The 21,165-nt window shown below is 60.8% G+C and carries 19 protein-coding genes, 1 pseudogene and 1 riboswitch; of the genes and pseudogenes, 11 read left to right on the forward strand and 9 right to left on the reverse strand.

Annotated elements, in window-relative coordinates; all coding sequences use genetic code 11:
• The first annotated feature begins 296 nt into the window (after positions 1 to 296).
• Positions 297 to 881, forward strand: a complete 585-nt coding sequence (locus tag FEM54_RS03670; RefSeq protein WP_017138217.1) for a YajG family lipoprotein — start codon at positions 297 to 299, stop codon at positions 879 to 881.
• 72 nt (positions 882 to 953) lie between these two features.
• On the opposite strand, the gene FEM54_RS03675 is transcribed toward FEM54_RS03670, so the two are convergent.
• Complete coding sequence (locus tag FEM54_RS03675; protein WP_056859008.1) at positions 954 to 1,163, reverse strand: hypothetical protein; 210 nt, start codon at positions 1,161 to 1,163, stop codon at positions 954 to 956.
• Positions 1,164 to 1,346: 183 nt separating this feature from the next.
• On the opposite strand from FEM54_RS03675, the gene FEM54_RS03680 reads away from it, so the two are divergent.
• A complete protein-coding gene (locus tag FEM54_RS03680) occupies positions 1,347 to 1,604 on the forward strand; it encodes a hypothetical protein (protein ID WP_017138215.1) in 258 nt (85 codons plus the stop codon).
• 120 nt (positions 1,605 to 1,724) lie between these two features.
• Here the strand turns inward: FEM54_RS03680 and FEM54_RS03685 are convergent, their stop codons facing one another.
• Entirely contained in the window at positions 1,725 to 2,888 is a 1,164-nt protein-coding gene (locus FEM54_RS03685) for a 1-acyl-sn-glycerol-3-phosphate acyltransferase (RefSeq protein WP_026013785.1), read from the reverse strand.
• Between the two features lie 131 nt (positions 2,889 to 3,019).
• Between FEM54_RS03685 and FEM54_RS03690 the strand changes: the two genes are divergently transcribed.
• Genes FEM54_RS03690 through FEM54_RS03700 form a run of 3 tightly spaced genes read left to right on the forward strand, consistent with a single transcriptional unit; the run spans position 3,020 to position 4,130 of the window.
• Positions 3,020 to 3,199 carry a CPXCG motif-containing cysteine-rich protein gene (locus FEM54_RS03690; RefSeq protein ID WP_017138213.1) on the forward strand — a complete coding sequence of 60 codons (180 nt, stop codon included), beginning with the start codon at positions 3,020 to 3,022 and terminating at the stop codon, positions 3,197 to 3,199.
• Between the two features lie 12 nt (positions 3,200 to 3,211).
• Positions 3,212 to 3,472, forward strand: coding sequence for a putative signal transducing protein (locus FEM54_RS03695; RefSeq protein ID WP_017138212.1), 261 nt, complete (start codon positions 3,212 to 3,214; stop codon positions 3,470 to 3,472).
• Positions 3,473 to 3,509: 37 nt separating this feature from the next.
• Complete coding sequence (locus FEM54_RS03700; protein ID WP_056859005.1) at positions 3,510 to 4,130, forward strand: SOS response-associated peptidase; 621 nt, start codon at positions 3,510 to 3,512, stop codon at positions 4,128 to 4,130.
• 117 nt (positions 4,131 to 4,247) lie between these two features.
• On the opposite strand, the gene FEM54_RS35045 is transcribed toward FEM54_RS03700, so the two are convergent.
• Together FEM54_RS35045 and FEM54_RS35050 are read right to left on the reverse strand one after the other, a co-directional pair.
• Positions 4,248 to 5,090 carry a methyl-accepting chemotaxis protein gene (locus tag FEM54_RS35045; protein WP_370589381.1) on the reverse strand — a complete coding sequence of 281 codons (843 nt, stop codon included), beginning with the start codon at positions 5,088 to 5,090 and terminating at the stop codon, positions 4,248 to 4,250.
• Positions 5,091 to 5,105: 15 nt separating this feature from the next.
• Positions 5,106 to 6,572, reverse strand: a pseudogene (locus tag FEM54_RS35050) (methyl-accepting chemotaxis protein); the annotation flags it as partial.
• 40 nt (positions 6,573 to 6,612) lie between these two features.
• Between FEM54_RS35050 and FEM54_RS03710 the strand changes: the two are divergent.
• Positions 6,613 to 7,431, forward strand: coding sequence for a M48 family metallopeptidase (locus tag FEM54_RS03710; protein WP_017138210.1), 819 nt, complete (start codon positions 6,613 to 6,615; stop codon positions 7,429 to 7,431).
• Positions 7,432 to 7,548: 117 nt separating this feature from the next.
• Here FEM54_RS03710 and FEM54_RS03715 read toward each other — a convergent pair whose 3' ends face one another.
• The 3 genes from FEM54_RS03715 to FEM54_RS03725 form a co-directional block, all read right to left on the reverse strand.
• Positions 7,549 to 8,133 (reverse strand): TMEM165/GDT1 family protein, encoded by a 585-nt coding sequence (locus tag FEM54_RS03715; protein ID WP_016974259.1) that lies wholly within the window; start codon positions 8,131 to 8,133, stop codon positions 7,549 to 7,551.
• 88 nt (positions 8,134 to 8,221) lie between these two features.
• Positions 8,222 to 8,343: riboswitch (yybP-ykoY riboswitch) on the reverse strand.
• Positions 8,344 to 8,393: 50 nt separating this feature from the next.
• Positions 8,394 to 9,392 carry a class I SAM-dependent methyltransferase gene (locus tag FEM54_RS03720; RefSeq protein ID WP_017138209.1) on the reverse strand — a complete coding sequence of 333 codons (999 nt, stop codon included), beginning with the start codon at positions 9,390 to 9,392 and terminating at the stop codon, positions 8,394 to 8,396.
• 30 nt (positions 9,393 to 9,422) lie between these two features.
• Positions 9,423 to 10,385 (reverse strand): 2-hydroxyacid dehydrogenase, encoded by a 963-nt coding sequence (locus FEM54_RS03725; RefSeq protein WP_138449571.1) that lies wholly within the window; start codon positions 10,383 to 10,385, stop codon positions 9,423 to 9,425.
• An 87-nt stretch (positions 10,386 to 10,472) separates the two neighbouring features.
• Between FEM54_RS03725 and FEM54_RS03730 the strand changes: the two genes are divergently transcribed.
• From FEM54_RS03730 to FEM54_RS03750, 5 genes are all read left to right on the forward strand, one after another.
• Positions 10,473 to 11,105: a LysE family translocator gene (locus tag FEM54_RS03730; RefSeq protein WP_056859000.1), complete on the forward strand. Its 633-nt coding sequence runs from the start codon at positions 10,473 to 10,475 to the stop codon at positions 11,103 to 11,105.
• Positions 11,106 to 11,363: 258 nt separating this feature from the next.
• Positions 11,364 to 13,046, forward strand: coding sequence for a fatty acid--CoA ligase (locus tag FEM54_RS03735; protein WP_017138206.1), 1,683 nt, complete (start codon positions 11,364 to 11,366; stop codon positions 13,044 to 13,046).
• Between the two features lie 333 nt (positions 13,047 to 13,379).
• Positions 13,380 to 15,239 carry a DUF1302 domain-containing protein gene (locus tag FEM54_RS03740; RefSeq protein WP_017138205.1) on the forward strand — a complete coding sequence of 620 codons (1,860 nt, stop codon included), beginning with the start codon at positions 13,380 to 13,382 and terminating at the stop codon, positions 15,237 to 15,239.
• Between the two features lie 43 nt (positions 15,240 to 15,282).
• Complete coding sequence (locus tag FEM54_RS03745; protein ID WP_017138204.1) at positions 15,283 to 16,647, forward strand: DUF1329 domain-containing protein; 1,365 nt, start codon at positions 15,283 to 15,285, stop codon at positions 16,645 to 16,647.
• A 187-nt stretch (positions 16,648 to 16,834) separates the two neighbouring features.
• On the forward strand, positions 16,835 to 19,564 hold the full coding sequence (locus FEM54_RS03750) for a winged helix-turn-helix domain-containing protein (protein ID WP_138449575.1): 2,730 nt from the start codon (positions 16,835 to 16,837) through the stop codon (positions 19,562 to 19,564).
• A 153-nt stretch (positions 19,565 to 19,717) separates the two neighbouring features.
• Here the strand turns inward: FEM54_RS03750 and FEM54_RS03755 are convergent, their stop codons facing one another.
• A complete protein-coding gene (locus FEM54_RS03755; protein WP_138449577.1) occupies positions 19,718 to 20,278 on the reverse strand; it encodes a PqiC family protein in 561 nt (186 codons plus the stop codon).
• 14 nt (positions 20,279 to 20,292) lie between these two features.
• A partial coding sequence (locus FEM54_RS03760; protein WP_138449579.1) for an MlaD family protein occupies positions 20,293 to 21,165 on the reverse strand: 873 nt, incomplete at its 5' end.

A 21,165-nucleotide genomic window follows, 5' to 3' on the forward strand; every position in this document is an offset into this window, starting at 1 on the left:
CCCCACTGGTGGCAGGCTGCACTGCTTGAACGCCACGCAATGGCCATTGGCATCGAGCCGTGCGTAGTGGCGATGGCGGGGGTGGGACATGAACAATGATTTAAGAAGGCGCATGGCTTTGTACCTGTTACGTTACATGCTTGAAGGTTGCCAGTGTGCCATGACAGTGGAGTGACGAAATTATGCGAAATTGTAATTTCAGCCCGCCTTCAGCTGCCGTTCAGGATGGCTGGTGAGTGGCCCACATGCGCCGTTATACTGGCGGCCTGTTTGCACCTAGTCCTGGAGAAATGAGTATGTTGCAACGCCTGTTGTTCGGTTTGATCACTGTGACCAGTTTGACCCTGGTTGGCTGCGCCAACAGCCCGCAACAACTCAGCCCGCAACCTAAAGTCACGGCGCAACTGGCGCCTGTCGGCCACGGCCAGCCGGTATCGGTGCGCGTGGTAGATGGTCGTCCTTCGCCAACCCTGGGTTCCCGTGGTGGTCTGTACCCTGAGACCGCGCTGATTTCTGTACAAGGCCAGGACGTGCTGCCCAAGCTGCAAGCCCAGGCTGAAGCCGCCGTGCGCCTGCTGGGCTTCACCCCGGCCAACTCGCCGGGCGCGCCGCAGTTGACCATCACCCTGGCTGAGCTCAAGTACCAGTCGCCCAAAGAAGGCCTGTATGTGACGGAAGCCTCCATCGGCGCGACCTTCAAGTCCGACGTCAGTGCCGGCACACGCCGCTACAGTGGCCGCTACGGCGCGTCCCTGAACCAGCGCTTCGGTATGTCGCCGAACCAGGAAACCAACACCAAGCTGGTCAGCGATGTGTTGAGTGATGCCCTGACGCGCTTGTTCAAAGACCCGAGCATCGGTTCGCTTCTCAACGCGCAGTAACCGTCAGGCGGGCGCGCAACGCCCCCATCGCCGGGCTCAGCAATGAGCCCGGTTTTTTTATGCCTGTAGCCTTCATGCAGCCGTTTCGACATAAAAGTCCAGCACACTCACGCCAGTGAGCAGGTCCAGCTCCGGCAGGTCGGCATGCTGGTGCCCGCCGAGCGCGCAATACACCAGCCAGTGGCGGTCCTGGACGTTGAATGCGAGGCCGCCGACCAGCGCTTCCTGTTCATCGTTCTGGGCCATCAGGTACAGCCGATCCTGGTTTTGTGCGTGCAGCATGACAAGCTCCCAAGCGTTCGAAGGGCAACAGAGTGGCTTGTTAAGGTGACGTTCAGGTGACGCTGTAAATTACTGGATACATTAACCGTACATGGGGGACGGAACGTTTCAGCGGCAGGAGGCCAATATCATTCAGGTTTGTATCTGAATTGATACCAAGACACTCGTCTACCGAGGTTTGCGATGGCGCTGCCCGCACTGCTGATCAATGCTGTGGCTTTATTGGTGGCCTGCCCGGGTGCAGCGCTGCTGTTCATTACCCGCCTGCGCGAGCAGCGAGCGCTGGCCGACCTGACCGCCCAAAGCGAAGACCGCGCGATCGACCAACCGATGTTGTTTCTGGATGTGCGTACCGAACGGTCGCATCGCCTGGCTTACCGCGTCGGGTTTGCCTGCCTCGGCCTGGCGCTGGCCGTGTCCTGGCTCAGCACCCACCTCTAAAACCACCGCAAAACAAATGTGGGAGCTGGCTTGCCCGCGATAGCAGTGTGCCAGTCGATAGATTCGGTTCTGACACGCCGCCATCGCGGGCAAGCCCGCTCCCACATTTTGGTTTGGTATTTACAGAGGAATCCCGGCCTTGACCCGGTATTGATTCCTCACCGGCGTCGCATACTGCGTCACCAAGTACGGCCGGTGTTCCACCGGGCATTCATTCAAGCGCCGCTCCCACTCCGCTTTGGCCTTGGCCAGCTCATCGGCCGGGAACACCTCGGCTGCCGCCGGCACCTGCAATTGCGGGTCGGCGTCGCTCCACTGCGCATACGCCAGGTAATGCACCGGGAACAGGCGATAACCGCCGAGAATCTGGCGGTCCATTTCTACGGCCAACAGTTTGGTGTCTTCAAAGCGTTCGGTGATCGGCGGTGCGAAGTTCACGTGCACGCGGCCCTTGTAGCCGGTAATGCCCAGCGCAATGCTCACATCGTCTTCACCTGGCGCCTTGCTGTAGGTGCCGGTGGTGGCGCGGATGTACAGCTCGCGGGCCTTGGCGCTGTCGCATGGGTCGTATTCATAGCTGATCGACACCGGCGTCAGGTTCAGCGACTGGATCACCTCGGCAAACGGCTCGTCCTTGCGGCTGACGTGGAACATCTTGAGGATTGCCGACTCGGTGCGATCATCCCCATCCTTGGCTCGCCCTTCGGCCTGGGCGATCCAGATCGACTGGCAGTCGTTGCGGATCGAGTGGTTGATATAGGCCGACAGCAGGTTATACGCCGCCATCTTCTCCTTTCGCCCAGTGATCGAGCGGTGCACGATAAAGCTCTTGTTCAGGCGCATCAGGTCGCTGACAAACGGCTTTTGCAGCAGGTTGTCGCCGATGGCGATGCGTGGCGTCGGCAGGCCGGCGTGGTACACGGCATAGTTGACGAAGGCCGGGTCCATCACGATATCGCGGTGGTTGGCCAGAAACAGATAGGCGGTGCCGGACTTGAGCTGCTCGACGCCGGTATAAGTCACGCCGTCGGTCGCCCGATCTATGGTGTGATCGACGTAGTACTCGACTTTGTCCTGCAGCGTGGCCACGGTGGTGACGCCGGCAAATTCACGGCGCAGTTTGCGGGCGATCATCGGCTTGAGCAGCCAGCCCAGGGCGCCGGCAAAGCGCGGGAAGCGAAAGTGAGTCAGGATGTCCAGAAAGGCCTTGTCACTGAACAGGCGCGCCAGCACGGCCGGGACTTCGCTGTCGTTGTAAGGTCGGATGGTATCGAATTCGCCCATCATGCTCTCTTGTTAGAAACGGCTAGGGTAAGTAAAGGAAATATCAGGGTGCGGCCGCAATATTGGCTCTGCCGTGAATAGCCCTGTAAATAGACCGGCGATTATACGCACAAGTCACCTGGGAGACCGCGATGGAAGAGGAGTCGTACGAATGTCCTTATTGTGGAGAGGTGGTCACGGCGTTGCTGGACCTGTCGGGAGGCGATCAGCAATATATAGAGGATTGCCCGGTGTGCTGCCGGCCGATTACTTTCGAGCTACAGGTGCATGATGACGAATGGATGCTGAACGTGCGCAGCGAAAACGAGTAACAGGTACACCCCATGCAGCGAATCTACGAACCGGAAAACCTGATGGAGGGCGAGCTGCTGCAACAGATGCTTGCCAGTGAAGGCATCGAGGCGCACCTGGTGGGGCGCCATTTGCTGGGTGGGACCGGCGAGTTGCCGATCTTCGGCCTGTTGGGCCTGGAAGTCGACAACGACCAGGCCGCCTACGCCCGCGAATTGATTACGGCCTATAACGGCGCGCAACCCATGCCCGGCGATGAACCCGACAGCTTCCCCGACGTGTTGGTCTGTTAGGCTGTCGGTCGGTTTACCCCAAGAGTCGTGTTGCCCCATGTGTGGACGTTATGCCCTGTTTCGCTGGAACCCTTCCTTTGCTGCCTTGCCGGGCTTCCCGGCCGACCAGCAGGCCCAGTGGAACATCTCCCCGAATGATTCGGTGCTGATCCAGCGCCTGAGCGAAGGCCAGCGCACCCTGGCCCGTGCGCGCTGGGGCCTCACGCCACCGTGGCTCACCGACCTTTCGCGCACGCCAGCCCACGCGCGCGCCGAAACCCTGGCCGAACAACCGATGTTTCGCGAAGCCTTGCGTCAGCGCCGCTGTTTGCTGCCGGCCAACGGTTTCTACGAATGGCGCGGCACCCAGCGCAAACGCCCGTATTGGCTGACGCCGGGTGAAGGCTCGACACTGTTTTTTGCGGCGATCTGGGAAGCGTATCCGGTGCAGGAGCAGGTGTGGCTGAGTACGGCGGTGGTGACCCAGGCCGCACAGAGTCAGCGGCGGCCGTTGATTCTGGATGCGGCAGGGCAAGAGGCGTGGTTGAATCCTGAGACGCCGCTGCACGTGTTGCAGGGCTTGTTGGCCAGCGAGCCTGCCGCGTTGCGCGAGCGGGTGTTGGCCAATATGGTCAATGATCCGAAGTTGAATGGGCCGGAGTGTCTGACCCCAGGTTGAGGTTGGCTTTGCTGGCCTCATCGCAGGCAAGCCAGCTCCCACATTTGAATTTGTGAATACATTCAACATGTGGGAGCTGGCTTGCCTGCGATAGCAGCCTTAAAACCTACGAAAACCTTAAACCTTGAACTGATTGATCAACCGCCGCTGCTGCTCCGCCAACTTGGTCAGATCCGCACTCGCTGCGCTGGACTCATCCGCACCGCCCGCCACCTCATTGGCCACCTGGCCGATATTGATCACATTGCGATTGATGTCCTCGGCCACGGCGCTCTGCTCTTCGGCTGCGCTGGCGATCTGTGTGTTCATGTCGTTGATCACCGACACCGCCTGGGTAATGGTCTCCAGCGCTTCGGCCGCCTTCGCCGCGTGCTGCACGCTTTCGTCGGTACGGTGCTGGCTGTCTTCCATCACCCGAACCACATCCCGCGTGCCTTGTTGCAGCTGCTGGATCATGGTCTGGATTTCTTCGGTGGCTTTTTGGGTTTTCTGCGCCAGGTTGCGCACCTCATCGGCCACCACCGCAAAGCCACGCCCTTGCTCACCGGCGCGGGCCGCTTCGATGGCGGCGTTGAGCGCCAGCAGGTTGGTCTGCTCGGCAATCCCGCGAATCGCCGTGAGGATCGCGTTGATATTTTCGCTGTCCTTGGCCAGGGTTTGCACCACACCGACCGCCTTGCCGATTTCTTCAGCCAGCGCGCCGATGGAAGTGGACGTGTCGCGCACAATACGCATGCCTTGGCTTGCGGCCTGGTCGGCATGGCTGGCGGCTTGCGCGGCCTGGGTGGCGTTGCGTGCCACGTCTTGCGCAGTGGCGGTCATTTCGTGCACAGCGGTGGCCACCTGGTCGATCTCGACCATCTGTTTATGCACGCCCTGGTTGGTGCGAATCGCGATGTCGGCGGTGTGTTCCGACGAGTCGCTGACCTTCTGCACCGAACTCACGACCTGAGTGATCATGCCCTGCAACTTGATCAGGAAGGTATTAAAGCCGTTGGCAATCGCGCCCAGCTCATCGGAGCGATCACTGGTGAGGCGGCGGGTAAGGTCGCCTTCGCCCTGGGCGATATCGTTGAGCATGGCCACCATTTGCTTGAGCGGGCGGGCGATGCCATGGCCCACCAGCCAGATCACCAGCAAACCGATACCGGCGATCAACAGGCCGACCATGGCCATGCCGAAGGTGTCGGTCTTGCGCTGGGCTTGCAGGTCGCCTTGCAGCTTCTGCGAGTCGGCCATTACCGCACTCAGCGGCAGTTGCAGCATCAAGGTCCAGCGCGCTTCGGCCTGACCGATGTTGAAGGGCAGGAACAGCTCGATATGCCCGTGCTCCTTGTCGATGTCGTAGCGCACTTCGCCGACTTTCAACTGGCCGAGGTTGGCCAGCTCGTTGCTGTCGAGCAGGTCGCTGGCTTTTTCGCCAAGCTTGCTGGCGTCCTTGGTATAGGCCACCAGGCGACCGTTGCTGGAGATCAGCGCCAGTTCGCCGGCGCCGTTGTACAGGTTCTGGTCGGCGCGGGTGAGCATGTCCTGGATGAAGTTCACCGACAGGTCGGCGCCGACGATGCCCTGGAACGTGCCGTCGACCATGATCGGTTCGATAAACGAGGCGAGCATCACCATCGCATTCCCGACTTTATAAGGCGCCGGGTCGATGGCGCAGGGCTTCTTGCTCTCTTTGGAGCACAGGTAGTACTCACTGGCGCGCACGCCGGTGGACAGGATCTTCTGATCGTTGACGTCAGCGAGCTTATCCAGGCCCAGGCTGCCATCGGCGTTGCGGTACCACCACGGCAGGAAACGGCCGTCGGTGCCCATGCCGACAATCGTGGTGTTCACGTAGGCAGCGTCGTTATGGTCGATGGCATTGGGCTCCCAGCCGATGTAGGCGCCGAGGATTTTCGGGTTGCGCACCACGGTTTCATGCAGCAGGTTGATCAATTGCTCGCGGCCGACCTGCAGCGCGGGTTCGCCCTTGGCGTCTTTCATCGCCAGCAGGGCATTGGCGGTGGCCAGGCCTTTGGCGGTCACCAGTGGTGCCTCCAGTTCGCGCTGAATCAGCGTGGCCTGGGTTTGCGCCAAAGCGGTGAGGCGCTGCTCGATGATCTGATCAAATTGCGCCTGGGTTCGCTCCTGCACCAGCTCCTGGGTGCGGGCACCGGCAAACACTGCATAGAGCACCAGCACTGCGACCACACTCAGCACGATGGCCCCGGTCAATGCGGCGACAGAAAACTGAATCGACTTGAATTTCATGGAGGCTCCAGGCGCAGGGCAGGTGGGCTGCCTTTTTGTATCGGCCATGGGCACTGGAGGCTTAAGGCTTGGCGGGCGAAATAGTGCGAGATGTCGCAAACGCGCAGTTCGCCGCCGCTGTGGGTGTGTGGGATGTATCTGAAAGTTAGTGGTTACACGTCGTGTGTATCTGGCGCAGATACACATGACCGCCTAGGATACGCGCCAGGATTTCAGGGAGAGCGTCATGAAAAAGTCATTGGTGGTAAGTGTACTCAGTGCAGCGATGCTGCTGGCCGGTTGCCAGGTGGTCAACACCACCAGTGGCGGTGCCGTTGGCGTTGAGCGCAAGCAATACATGTACAGCCTGTTGTCGAGTCAGGAAGTCGACCAGATGTATGCCCAGTCCTATCAAAAGACCTTGGGCGAGGCGAGCAGCAAAGGTGTCGTCGACAAGACGAGTGCCAACGCCAAGCGCGTGCAGGCGATTGCCAAGCGTTTGATCGTGCAAGTACCGGCGTTCCGCCCGGACGCGGCGCAGTGGCAATGGGAAGTGAACCTGATCAAAAGCGACGAGATCAACGCTAACTGCGGGCCAGGCGGCAAGATATTCGTATACAGCGCGCTGATCGACGACCTCAAATTGACCGATGACGAGTTGGCGGCGGTGATGGGGCATGAAATCGCCCACGCCTTGCGCGAGCACAGTCGTGAGGCCATGTCCAAAGCGTACGGTATCGAAATGGCCAAGCAGGGCGCCTCAGCCTTGTTGGGGTTGGGCCAAGACAGTATGGCGATTGGTGATGCTGCCGTTAAATACGGCCTGACGTTGCCCAACAGTCGCGGCAACGAGAATGAAGCCGACTTGATCGGCCTGGAGCTTTCGGCCCGCGCCGGCTACAACCCGAATGCCGCGATCACCTTGTGGAACAAGATGGCCAAGGCTTCCCAGGGCGGGACACCGGAGTTCATGAGCACTCACCCGGCCTCCGACAGCCGAATCGCCTCGTTGCAGGCGGCGATTCCGAAGGTGATGCCGCTGTACCAGCAGGCCAAAAAGTCCTGAGTTAACGCGGTCCAGTGTGGGAGCCGGGCTTGCCCGCGATGCAGGCGACTCGGTTTGTAAGGTGTACCGAGGTGATGCCATCGCAGGCAAGCCAGCTCCCACAGGTTTACATCGAGTTTAGATCCAGCCGCTGCTTTGCATGGCCTTGTACACCGCCACCACCGCCAGGACGAAAAACGCCGTAGCCGCCAGTCGACGAATCAAAGTCAGCGGCAGTTTTTCCGCCGCAAAATTCCCCGCCAATACCACCGGCACGTTGGCAATCAGCATGCCCAGCGTGGTGCCGATAATCACCAGCCACAACTCCGGGTACTGCGCCGCCAGCATCACCGTGGCGATCTGGGTCTTGTCACCGATTTCGGCGAGGAAGAACGCAATCAGCGTGGTCAGGAACGGCCCGAACTTGCGCGTGGTACTGGCTTCGTCATCGTCGAGTTTGTCCGGCACCAAAGTCCACAGCGCGGTGGCACAGAAGCTCGCTGCGAGGATCCAGTGCAACACCGCATCCGAGAAGAAACTGCCGAACCAGGCCCCCACGGCACCGGCGGCCGCATGGTTGGCCAGGGTCGCGGCGACAATGCCGGCGATGATCGGCCAGGGTTTGCGAAAGCGTGCGGCAAGGATGAGCGCGAGCAGTTGCGTCTTGTCGCCGATTTCGGCCAAGGCAACGATTGCGGTAGGAACGAGTAATGAATCCAGCATCAGGTAGGTTTCCAGGGGCGGGCCGACACGGCTATGACACGTACAGCCTTCCCGCCCCGGGTAAGGTGTGCGTGTCATAGGTCTTGTCAAACCCCGGTCCGTCTGTGCGGACTCCTGGGTCGCATACGCCATGGTCTGTTGACCAAGTATGTTGACGTATGCCGGACGAGCATGGCGCTCGTGGGAGACTACTCCCCTAGGACGGAGCGGATTCTGCCTAGGCAAAACCCATTCGGCAAGCGTTCTTTTTCAAATCGCCCTCAGCCGCGTTTGGCACGGTAAATGCGAAAACCATTGCCCTCGGCCTTGATCGCACACACGCCCAAGTGCTCTTCGATCAGCGGTTGATACTTGAGGAAACTGTTGGCGACCAAGCGAAGTTCGCCACCTTTTGCCAGGTGTTTCGCCGCTTTTCGCAGCAGGTTTTCCGTAGCGAAATAATCCGTATGTACACCGACATGGAACGGCGGGTTGCTTAAAATCGCGTTCAAACCCATCGGCGCGGCGTCGATACCGTCACCGGTCAACACCTCGGCTTCCAGACCGTTGGCCGCCAGAGTCAGGCGGCTGCTGGCGGCGGCGAAGGCGTCCACATCGAGCATCGTCACGCTGTTATGCGGGTAACGGCGCTTGACCGCAGCCCCGAGCACGCCGGCGCCGCAACCAAAGTCGAGCAGATGCCCGCTCGGTAGCTTATCCAGGTGCTCCAGCAGCAGCTCGGTGCCGCGATCCAGCCGACCATGGCTGAACACGCCGGGCAGGCTCACCACCTTCAGCGGCCCTTCGGCCAGCGGCACCTCGAAGACTTGCGCCAGGCTTTCCAGCTCGACCGCTTGCGGGGCGTTGGCCACGGTGACTTGCCAAAGTTGGCAATGCCGCGCGTTGTCGAGCTTGCGCGGCTTGCCGTACGGAATCATCTGCTTGGCGGCACTTTCGATGCCGCCCTTTTTCTCCCCGACCAAAAACAGCTCGGCGCCGGGCAAGCGTGCGGCCACGGCGTTGAGCAGGTAGTCGGTGAGGTCTTTGGATTTTGGAAGGAAAATCACTGCCGCATCAAACCCGCGTTCGGGCACGTTCACGCCGAACTGGCTGCGCTCGGGAAAGCGCGCATCCAGTGCGGCCTGATCGCCGGCATGCCAGCTCCAGCCGTGGGCATTGGGCAGTCGGCCGAGCAAGTCGTCAGCGGGCAAACCTACCAGCAGCAGGTTGCCTTGAAAAAGTTCGGCCTGACGAAGCAGTACTTCACTGCGCGGATCCATAGTCTGCTCCTTGAAAAGGGGCGCAGTTTATCAACTGACGACGCGCAGCGGGGCACCGCTGAAAAAGCCTCGGGCGTTTTCGGCCAGTTGGCCGACGATACGCTGGCGCGCTTCGCGACTGCCCCAGGCGTTGTGCGGGGTGACGATCAAGCGGGGAATGTCGCCGGCCAGCAACGGGTTGCCATTCACGGGTGGTTCCACGCTCAGCACGTCGGTGGCCGCGCCGCCCAAATGGCCGCTGCGCAAGGCATCTGCCAGCGCCTGTTCGTTGATCAAACCACCACGCGCGGTGTTGACGATAAACGCGCCCGGCTTGAGCAGTGCCAGTTCACGGGTGCCGATAAAGTCGCGAGTGTGTTCATTGAGCGGGCAGTGCAAGGTCAGCGCGTCGACCTGTGCGAGCAACTCATCCAGCGGCACGCGGTCGGCGCGGGCAGGGCGCCCGGGAATGGCGCCGAGCACCACGCGCATGCCAAAAGCTTCGGCCAGGCGTGCCACCGCGCCGCCCAGTTCACCATGGCCGAGCAGGCCGAGGGTTTTGCCTTCCAGCTCGACAATCGGGTAGTCCAGCAGGCAGAACTGCTTGGCCTGTTGCCATTTGCCTGCCGTTACATCCTGTTGATAGTCCTTCAGACGCGTCGCCAGGTTGAGCAGCAGCATGATCGTGTGTTGCGCCACCGATGGCGTGCCGTAGCCGTGGCAATTACTCACGGTAATGCCGTGTGCGCGGGCGGCGTCGAGGTCGATGTTGTTGGTGCCGGTGGCCGACACCAGGATCAGCTTGAGCTCAGGGCAGGCCGCCAGGGTTTGCGCGTTGAGGGGGATCTTGTTACTGATCACCACCTGGGCGCCTTGCACGCGTTCAAGCACATTCTGTGGCGTGGTGTCGGTGAACAGCTGCAAATCACTGAAGCTGTTGCGCAGCTCGCTGAGGTCGAGGTCGCCCAGGTCCAGGGACGGGTGATCAAGGAAGACGGCGCGGCGATTGTTCATTCTCAACTGTACCTTTTGCGACGAGGTTCGAAGGCGTAATCTGCCGAGCCTATCAGATGAAATAATCAGTTACTTAATGGAGTGAGCATGTACGTCGCCGAGTTTTTGACCGTAGCCCTGATTCACTTGTTGGCAGTGGCCAGCCCCGGCCCGGATTTCGCCGTGGTGGTGCGTGAAAGTGTTACCCATGGCCGTCGCGCCGGCACCTGGACTGCGCTGGGCGTGGGCTCGGCGATTTTCCTGCACGTGGGGTACTCGCTGCTGGGCATCGGCTTGATCGTGTCGCAGTCCATTGTGCTGTTCAACGCGCTGAAGTGGGCCGCCGCTGCGTACCTGCTGTACATCGGCTTCAAGGCTTTGCGCGCGCAGCCGGCCAAGCCGCCCGCCGAGGGCGAGTTGCACCGTGAAGTCGGCGAGCGCACCCCACGCGGGGCGTTTACCGCAGGGTTCGTCACCAATGGCTTGAACCCGAAGGCCACGCTGTTCTTCCTGTCGCTGTTCACGGTGGTGATCAATCCGCACACGCCACTGGCGATCCAGGCTGGTTACGGTGTGTACCTGGCAGTGGCGACGGCGTTGTGGTTCTGCCTGGTGGCCATGCTGTTCAGCCAGCAGCGCGTGCGCGCCGGGTTTGCGCGGATGGGGCATTGGTTTGATCGGACCATGGGCGCGGTGCTGATTGCCATTGGTGTGAAGTTGGCGTTTACCAGCATGAAATAAAGCCACACGGGTAACACACGGCCACTGTGGGAGCCGGGCTTGCCCGCGATGCAGGCGCCTCGGTGTATCAGTTGCACCGAGGCGACGCTATCGCAGGCAAGCCAGCTCCCACAGGGAATCGCTATAAGGCTCCAGTAGTGGCGCAAAGCTAGCATTCATTGGCCGCTGCAAATCATTCCTTTGGCTGATTTGGCTGAAACATTAGCGCTCTACAGTGCAGGTCTTAGCCAAGACCGTGCAGTCAGATAAGGGATTCGTATGTTGCAGACCCGTGTTATCCCGCCCGCCGAAGGCGCTTACCAATACCCGTTGTTGATCAAACGCCTGTTGATGTCCGGGGCGCGTTACGAGAAGACCCGGGAAATCATCTACCGCGACAAGCTGCGTTACACCTACCCAACCCTGATCGAGCGGGTCGCGCGCCTGGCCAATGTGCTGACCCAAGCCGGGGTCAAGGCCGGTGACACCGTGGCAGTGATGGACTGGGACAGCCACCGTTACCTGGAGTGCATGTTCGCCATCCCGATGATCGGCGCGGTGATCCACACCATCAACGTGCGCCTGTCGCCGGAACAGATTCTCTACACCATGAATCACGCCGAGGACCGCTTTGTGCTGGTCAACAGCGAGTTCGTGGGGCTCTACCAGGCGATTGCCGGGCACCTGACCACCGTCGACAAGACCTTGCTGCTCACCGACGCTGACGCCAAGACTGCCGAGTTGCCGAACCTGGTCGGCGAGTACGAAACCCTGCTGGCGGCCGCCAGCCCCAAGTACGACTTCCAGGACTTCGACGAAAACTCCGTCGCCACCACCTTCTACACCACCGGCACCACCGGCAACCCCAAGGGTGTGTACTTCACCCATCGCCAGTTGGTGCTGCACACCATGGGCGTGGCCACCATCATGGGCAGTGTCGACAGCGTGCGCCTGCTGGGCACCAACGACGTGTACATGCCGATCACACCGATGTTCCACGTCCACGCCTGGGGCTTGCCGTATGTGGCAACCATGCTCGGTTTGAAGCAGGTCTACCCCGGCCGTTACGACCCGGAATACCTGGTGGAGCTGTGGCGCAAAGAAAAGGTCACCTTCTCCCACTGTGTGCCGACCATCCTGCAAATGGTGCTCAACGCCAAGGCCGCCCAAAACGTGGATTTTGGCGGCTGGAAAATCGTCATCGGCGGCAGCGCGCTCAACCGCACGTTGTATGAAGCGTCCAAGGCGCGGGGCATTCAGCTGACGGCCGCGTATGGCATGTCCGAAACCGGGCCGCTGGTGTCCTGCGCCCATCTCAACGAAGAGTTGATGGCCGGCACCGAAGACGAGCGCACCACCTACCGCATCAAGGCCGGCGTGCCCGGGCCGTTGGTGGAAGCGGCAATTATCGACGGCGACGGCAACTTTTTGCCCGCCGACGGCGAGTCCCAGGGTGAACTGGTGCTGCGTGCGCCGTGGCTCAGTGAAGGTTATTTCAATGAGCCGCAAAAGGGCGCCGAACTGTGGGAAGGCGGCTGGATGCACACCGGTGACGTGGCCACCCTGGACGCGTTTGGCGTGATCGATATTCGCGACCGCATCAAGGACGTGATCAAGACCGGCGGCGAGTGGATTTCGTCATTGGCCCTCGAAGATCTGGTCAGCCGTCACCCGGCGGTACGCGAAGTAGCGGTGGTGGGCATCGCCGACCCGCAATGGGGCGAGCGCCCGTTTGCGTTGCTGGTGGTGCGTGATGGCCATGTGATAGGTGCCCGAGAGCTTAAGGAGCACCTCAAGCCGTTCGTGGAGTTGGGGCACTTGAGCAAGTGGGCGATTCCAAGCCAGATCGCCGTTGTTACTGAAATTCCCAAGACCAGTGTCGGCAAACTCGACAAAAAACGTATCCGCGTTGACATCATCGAGTGGCAGGCCAACAACAGTACGTTCCTGTCCACGCTCTGACCCCCTTCGCCGCGCCCGTTCGGGCGCGGCAATGCTCTAACTCGCGGCTTCACTTGTGATTTCAGAATTTTCAGCCATCCTTCCCGCGCCGGCCTTCGTCGGCGTGGCGAAAGGGTTGTGGCAGACAGGTTGGTGATGCAAATCACACTTTAGAGGGATCAAGCGCTACCCCCTGCTGGCTATAGTCCCACTCAGAGTTTTTCACGGATGTTGCGCTGCGGGCCATGGGGGCCCGGTTGCCGTTCGGCATTGGGATCGTTGTATTCCGGCCGTTACATGCATCCAGAAGAAAGAACTCACTGCCATAACAATAATGCACATGGAGTAGCGTCGATGACCTCAGTAAACCAGTTCTGGCGCCGGGCAAGACTGCCCCTGGCCGTCAGTCTCGCTTCTACGCTCGCCGGGCCCGCATTCGGCGTCAGTTTCAACATCGGTGAAATCGAAGGCAGCTTCGACTCATCCCTGTCGGTGGGGGCGAGCTGGTCGACTGCCGGTCGCAATAAAGACCTGATCGGTGCCAACAACGGTGGCAGGGGGTTGTCGCAGACCTCCGATGACGGCCACTTGAACTTCGACAAGGGCGACTCCTTCTCGAAGATCTTCAAGGGTATCCATGACCTTGAGTTGAAATATGGCGACACCGGCATCTTTGTGCGTGGCAAGTACTGGTATGACTTCGCGCTGCAAAACGAAGACCTGGACTTCAAGAACGTCAGCAACAACAACCGCAAAGAGGGCGCCAAGTCTTCCGGTGGGCAGATCCTCGATGCCTTCATCTACCACAACTACACCATCGCCGATCAGCCGGGTAACGTGCGGTTTGGCAAGCAGGTAGTGAGCTGGGGTGAAAGCACCTTCATTGGTGGCGGTATCAACTCCATCAACCCGATCGACGTGTCCGCGTTCCGTCGTCCGGGCGCCGAGATCAAGGAAGGGTTGATTCCGGTCAACATGTTCTACGTCTCGCAGACGCTGACCGATAACCTCTCGGCCGAAGCGTTTTATCAGCTGGAGTGGGACCAGACCGTCACCGATAACTGCGGCACATTCTTCTCCCAGCCGGACGTCATCTCGGATGGTTGCAGCAATAACCTGCGGGTGCTGAACAAGCGCTCCACCATCCCTGGCGCGGCCTTGCCCACCCTTAACGCCCTGGGCGTGGACGTGAACAACGAAGGTGTGCTGGTACGTCGCGGCGGTGACCGTGATGCACGCGACAGCGGCCAGTTCGGCGTGGCCATGCACTACAACTTCGAGCCGCTGGACACGGAGTTCGGTGCGTACTTCATGAACTATCACAGCCGTGCGCCGATCTTCAGCGCCACCGGCGCGCCAAACTCGGCCTACACCCGTCCGCTGGGGCCGCTGGCGGCTTTGCGTCCGTTGATCGTGGCAGGCAGCTCCCAGTACTTTGTTGAGTACCCGGAAGATATCCGCCTCTACGGCTTGAGCTTCTCCACCACGCTGCCTACCGGCACCGCCTGGAGTGGTGAATTGAGCTACCGGCCAAACGCGCCGGTGCAACTGAGCACCACCGATATCCTGTACGCGGGCGTCACGCCGATTCCGGGCTTTGGCAATGCATCGGTGCTCAAGGGCACACCGGGCCAGGACCTGCACGGCTACAACCGTAAGGAAGTGACCCAGTTCCAGACCACCTTCACGCACTTCTTCGACCAGGTCATGGGCGCTTCTCGCCTGACAACCGTGGGCGAAATCGGCGTGACCCATGTGGGCGGCCTGGAGAGCAAAAACCAGGCACGTTATGGCCGTGATCCGGTCTTCGGCCCTGGCACGCTACCCGGCGGCTTCTGCAATGCGCTTAACAATTCGACAGCCAACGGCGCAGGCCTGCCCAATGCGTCCGGCCTGAACACCAATTGCAACAACGACGGCTACACCACCGCCACGTCCTGGGGTTATCGCGCCCGGGCCATTTGGGAATACCCGGATGTGTTTGCCGGTGTGAACCTCAAGCCCAACGTGGCCTGGTCCCATGACGTCAAAGGTTATTCGCCTGGCCCTGGCGGCAACTTTGAAGAAGGTCGCAAGGCCGTCAGCCTGGGTGTGGATGCCGAGTACCAGAACACCTACACCGTCAGCCTCAACTACACCAACTTCTTTGGTGGCAAGTTCACCACCGTGGATGACCGTGACTTCATCGCGCTGAGCGCCGGCGTGAACTTCTAAGCACAACCTCTTTAAGCAGTCTGTTTTCAGGAAGAACCAGAACATGAAAATAACTAAAAGTCTGTTGCACGTGGGTGTGCTTGGGCTGTCGATCCTGGCGAGCAACGTCATGGCGGCAGTCTCGGCGGATGAAGCCGCCAAGTTGGGCACGACCCTGACGCCGATGGGCGCTGAAATGGCCGGTAACGCGGCCGGCACCATTCCTAAATGGTCGCCGCTGCCTACCAACGCCGGCGCCGTGGATGCCCGTGGCTTCCTGGCCAACCCGTATGCCAGCGAACAGCCGCAGTTCACCATCACCGCGCAGAACGTCGAGCAGTACAAAGACAAGTTGGCGCCGGGGCAGTACGCGATGTTCAAGCGCTACCCGGACACTTTCAAGATGCCGGTCTACCCGACCCATCGCGGCGCTACCGTGCCGGCCGATGTGTTTGCCTCGATCAAGAAGAACGCCACCAGCACCAACCTGGTGTCCGGCGGCAACGGCCTGGAAAACTTCGAAACCGCGATTCCGTTCCCGATTCCCAAAAGCGGCGTGGAAGTCATCTGGAACCACATCACCCGCTATCGCGGTGGCAGCGTGACCCGCCTGGTAACCCAGGCCACGCCGCAAACCAATGGCTCGTTCAGCCTGGTGTACTTCCGCGATCAGTTCGTGTTCCGCGACAAAATGAAGGACTACGACCCGAAAAACCCGGGCAACGTGCTGTTCTACTTCAAGCAGCAAGTGACTGCACCGGCGCGTCTGGCCGGTGGCGTGCTGCTGGTGCACGAAACCCTGGACCAGGTGAAAGAGCCGCGTTCGGCGTGGGTCTACAACGCCGGCCAGCGCCGTGTGCGCCGGGCGCCGCAAGTCTCCTATGACGGGCCAGGTACCGCCGCCGATGGCCTGCGTACCTCCGACAACCTCGACATGTACAACGGTGCCCCGGATCGCTACGACTGGAAGCTCGAAGGCAAGAAAGAAATCTACATTGCCTCCAACAGCTACAAGATCGACGATCCGAAGCTCAAGTACGCCGACATCATCAAGGCCGGCCACATCAACCAGGACCTGGCTCGCTACGAGCTGCGCCGCGTCTGGCACGTGGTTGCGACCTTGAAGGAAGGCCAGCGCCACATCTATGCCAAGCGTGATTTCTTCATCGACGAAGACACCTGGCAAGCGGCGGTCATCGACCACTATGACGGTCGTGGCCAACTGTGGCGCGTCGCCGAAGCCCATGCCGAGAACTACTACGACAAGCAAGTGCCGTGGTACGCCATCGAAACCCTCTACGACCTGCAGTCCGGCCGCTACCTGGCCCTGGGCATGAAGAACGAAGAGAAGCAGGCCTATGACTTCGGTTTCACCGCTTCCACCGCAGACTTCTCCCCGGCGGCCTTGCGCCAGGATGGGGTTCGCTAAGTTGCTTTAACTGAGGCCGCACCCTCAGCGTGAAGCCCCGACTGGTTCGGGGCTTTTTTATGTGGGGATATTTTTTGTCGCAGTTCTTTTTCAGGCAAATGCCGCAAAGATCTACAAACCCGCCGCTTTTACCGCTAGTCTGCGGACATCTGCAATGCCGACAACAGCCTTCTACAAGAGCCCGGCGATGACTGATCTGTCCCGAATCCAAGGGCCTGCGAGCGCGGTGATTCCGACCCTGGAAGCGCGTTTCTACAGGCCACCGCTGCCTGACGGCTACGTGCTGCGCCCTCGCCTGTGCGAACGCCTGAGTGCTGGCCTTGCGGGACGACTGTTGCTGGTGAGCGCCCCGGCCGGGTTCGGCAAGAGTTCGTTGGCGGTGGAGTTTTGTCAGAGTCTGCCGGCGCATTGGCAAAGCCTGTGGCTGGGCCTGAGCCCACGGGATAACGACCCCGGCCGCTTCCTTGAGCGCTTGCTCGACGGCTTGCAGCAATACTTCCCGCAACTCGGCGCCCAATCCCTGGGCCTGCTGAAAATGCGTCAGCGTCACCAACCCTTTGCCTTTGAAGAATGGCTCGACGGCTTGCTCGACGAGCTGACGCTGCACCTGTCTACACATGCGCCCTTGCTGCTGGTGCTGGATGACTACCATCTGGCCCAAGGCCCGGTGCTGGAACGCTGCCTGCAATTTTTCCTCAATCATTTACCCGATGGGCTGCTGGTTTTGGTCACCAGCCGCCAGCGCCCGGACTGGCACCTGGCGCGGCTGCGACTCTCGCGCCACCTGCTGGAGCTGCACGAACAAGACCTGCGCCTGACCCACGACGAATCGCTGGCCGTACTCGATAGGCACAGCAGCTCGTTGCGCGGCGAAGCCCTGGACAACCTGATTCGTCGCAGCGAGGGCTGGGTGGCTGGCCTGCGCTTCTGGTTGCTGGCCCTTTCCGAAGCCGGCAATGAGGCCGCGTTGCCACAACATTTGCACGGTGGCGAAGGGCTGATCCGCGACTACTTGCTCGAAGAAGTCATTGATTGCCTGCCAGCAGAAGTTCAAGCCTTCCTCTACGACACTGCGCCTCAGGATCGTTTTTGCAGTGAGCTGTGCGACGCCGTGCGCGAAGCCCACGACAGCGCGCATATCCTCGGTTATTTACAGGCCCACCAAGTGTTTCTGGTGCCGCTCGATGAGCAGGGCCACTGGTATCGCTACCACCATCTGTTTTCCGACCTGCTGCGTACCCGCCGTGCAAGCAGTGCCACCGTGCCGATTGCCAGCCTGCACCTGCGTGCCTGCCGCTGGTTCAACACCCAGGGCTTGATCGATGAGGCGGTGGAACAGGCATTGCGCGCCGGTCACCTGGATGTGGCGGCGAACCTGGTGCAGAACCTGTCGGAGGAGCAACTGCTGGCCGAGCAGAACGTCGGCATGCTGCTGCGCTGGAAGATGGACTTGCCCGACAGCCTGCTGATCAGCACGCCGCGTTTGATCGTGCTCTACAGCTGGGCATTGGGGCTGGCCTGCCAACTGGATGCGGCCGAGGAACTGTCCGGTTACCTCAGCCGCTTCCTGCCGGCGCCGTCGGCCACTGCGCAAAAGTCGATGCTGGCCCAATGGTTGGCGCTGAGCGGGATTATCGCCCGTGGCCGAGGTGATCGTGAGTTGACGTTGCGCTACTGCAGCGAAGCGTTGGAAAGCTTGCCGCAAAAACGTTATGGCCAACGCCTGATGTGCCTGTCGACCTTGTCCAACCTGGCCATCGTCGATGCCGACTTGTGGCGTGCCCGTGGCCTGAATCGCGAATCCCTGGAGCTGGCGCAGCGCGTCGGTAACCCGCTGTTCGAGGCGTTGGCCCATTACGATCGCGCGCGGGTGTTGCAGGCGCGGGGCGAAATCCTGCGTTCCCTGGACGAAGTGCGCCAGGGGCTGCAACGTCTGCATGGCTTGGCGCCGCAGCGGCTGTACGCGGTGCGCGCGCGGTTGTCGCTGTACGAGGGCTATCTGCTGCTGGTGCGCTATCAGCCCGAGGCCGGCCTTGTCCGTTTACGCGCGGGTCTGAACGAAGCCCGCGCCTGCCGGGATATCAGCGTGCTGATCGGGCATTGTGTAATTGCCAGCTTTGAAGGGCGCCGTGGGGACTTTCCCACAGCGTTTGCCGAGCTTGCCGAAGCTGAGCGCTTGATGCACATCTGGGATGTGCCGCCGATCTACTACCTGGCGATGATCACCCTGATCAAATGCGAGCTGTGGCTGGCTCAAGGCCGCACTGACTTGGCAGATGCCTGGTTGACCCGGCTGGGGCAAACCTACAACGGTGAACACGCAGCAGCAGCGCCGGAATTTCACCCGCACTTGCCACAACATATCGAGCTGCAACAGGCTGCGCTGGACGCCACCCGTCATCAGCCGGCCGCCGCGTTGCAACGCCTCGAGGAGCTGGCTCAGCAAGCGCATAACAGTGGGCGGCAAATGATTGCCCTAATGGCCCTGACCCAGCAGGTGCAGTTGCTGCTGGAGTGTGGGCAGCAAGACCAGGCCCGGCAAGTATTGGCCCGCGCCCTTGAGGCGGGCGCCGGTGGGGCGTTGCAACCCTTTCAGCGGCTGCTGGAGAGTTATCCGGACTGGATGCGTGAGCAGCTTGGCCGGGAGGCTCATGGCTTGCTGAACCAGAGTTTGTTGGTGCTGTTGCCGGTTGTAGCTGACGCCCAAGTACCGTCCGGCCAGGAAACCCTCAGCGTCCGCGAACTGGCGGTGCTGCAACTGATCGCCCAGGGGTGTTCGAACCAGGAAATCAGCAATCAGTTGTTTATCTCCCTGCACACGGTGAAAACCCACGCCAGCCATATCAACAGCAAACTGGGTGTAGAGCGCCGGACTCAAGCGGTGGCCCGTGCCAAGTCGATGGGGCTACTGGCCTGATAATGGGCCAGCTTTCCTGTAGAAGCTGGTGTGTGTGGGAGCTGGCTTACGTGGGAGCTGGCTTGCCTGCGATGCAGGCACCTCGGTCTATCAGTCAAACTTAGGTGATGCTATCGCAGGCAAGCCAGCTCCCACACTGATCTGACTGTCTCGCTACGGCGCAGTCGGGCACGCTTTCAGCGACGTGTCGGCGGTTTTGCTGACCAACGCGGCAAAACGCTTGAGGTTGTTCTGATGCGCCACCACCAGGTCGTCAATGCTCGGGCCTGCGGGTGTCTGCAAGGTGGTGCGGCAAGTCAGCGGTGCGGCATCTCCCCCGCTTGTGGACCGCAGGCGCCAGCGCACATCGAGCAGCGCGTACTGGCCCGGCACCGAGTCAAATCGCTGCACTTCAAGGCGCAACGACAGGGGCTGCCGGGCGTGACTGTTGGCCAGTTGATCCACCAGCGCGCTTTTCAGCTCATCGGCCAGGGTTGCGGCCCACCATTGGGTTTCAAGGATCGCCACGCCACTGTCGCCCTGGCGAATCACGATTTGTGCGCGGTCGACCTGGGGCGGCACGCTGATGCTTTCAATGCGGATATCGCTGGCCTGTGCCTGAGTGCTGTTATTCCAGTGCACCGGGGTGAGAGTGTGGAACGCAATCGGCTCACTGCGACAGGCCGCGAGCAGCACCAGCGCGGCGACCAGGGTAAGTTTCAAGGGAAAGGTCATGGCGGCTCCAATGGTCATTTGCGCGGCGGCCCTTGCAGGTCTGTTGGCGCGGCGTTGTCAGGGCGACCGCGGATCAGCGATTCCGGATGCCGGCCCAGGTAGTCCGACAGTTCGCGCAAGGAGCGCGACATGCGTGCCAGTTCATCCAGGGTCTGGGTCAGTTGTTCACGCTGCGGCGAGTCTTCGGCCAGGGTTGAGTTGGCCGACTGCAAGGTCTTGCTCACGTCACCCAGGGTGCTCTGCACGCCAGGCAGGGTCTTGGCGTTGAACTGGGCAAGGCTTTTGCGCAGCTCAACCAGGCTGCCGTCGAGGTTGCCGGCGATGCGCTCCATCGGCAGTTGGTTGACCTTGTTGACGATGCCTTCGAGTTTCTCCTGCAACTGTTCCAGATTGCCGGGGATGGTCGGAATGTTGACCGGGCGCAGGTTCGGGTCAAACGTGACTTTGTCGGCTTTCGGGAAAAAATCCAGGGCGATGTACAGCTGGCCGGTCAGCAGGTTGCCGCTGCGGGCCTGAGCGCGCAGGCCGTTTTCGATAAAGGTGCCGATCAGGCGCACGCCGCCTGCTTCATCGTTAGGGTCATGGTTGGTGGCCTTGAGCAGCTTGGTGTTGGCTTCGCCGAGCAATTGCGGGTAAATCACGATGCCGACGTTGATCGGGAAACTGCGTTTTTTGGCATCGAAGTCCAGGTTGATCGACACCACTTTGCCGAACTCGACCCCAAGAAATTCCACCGGCGCGCCGACCTTGAGCCCACGCAATGCCTGATCAAAACGCAGCGCCATGTATTGCCCTTGACCGTTGGGCGGGGCGAGGGCGCTTTGCTGGTCGTCGAACAGTTCATAGGTGTGATCTTCGCTGGCCGGTTTGTCGTTGGGGCTGTAGGG

The organism is Pseudomonas edaphica, assembly GCF_005863185.1.
Classification (GTDB): domain Bacteria; phylum Pseudomonadota; class Gammaproteobacteria; order Pseudomonadales; family Pseudomonadaceae; genus Aquipseudomonas; species Aquipseudomonas edaphica.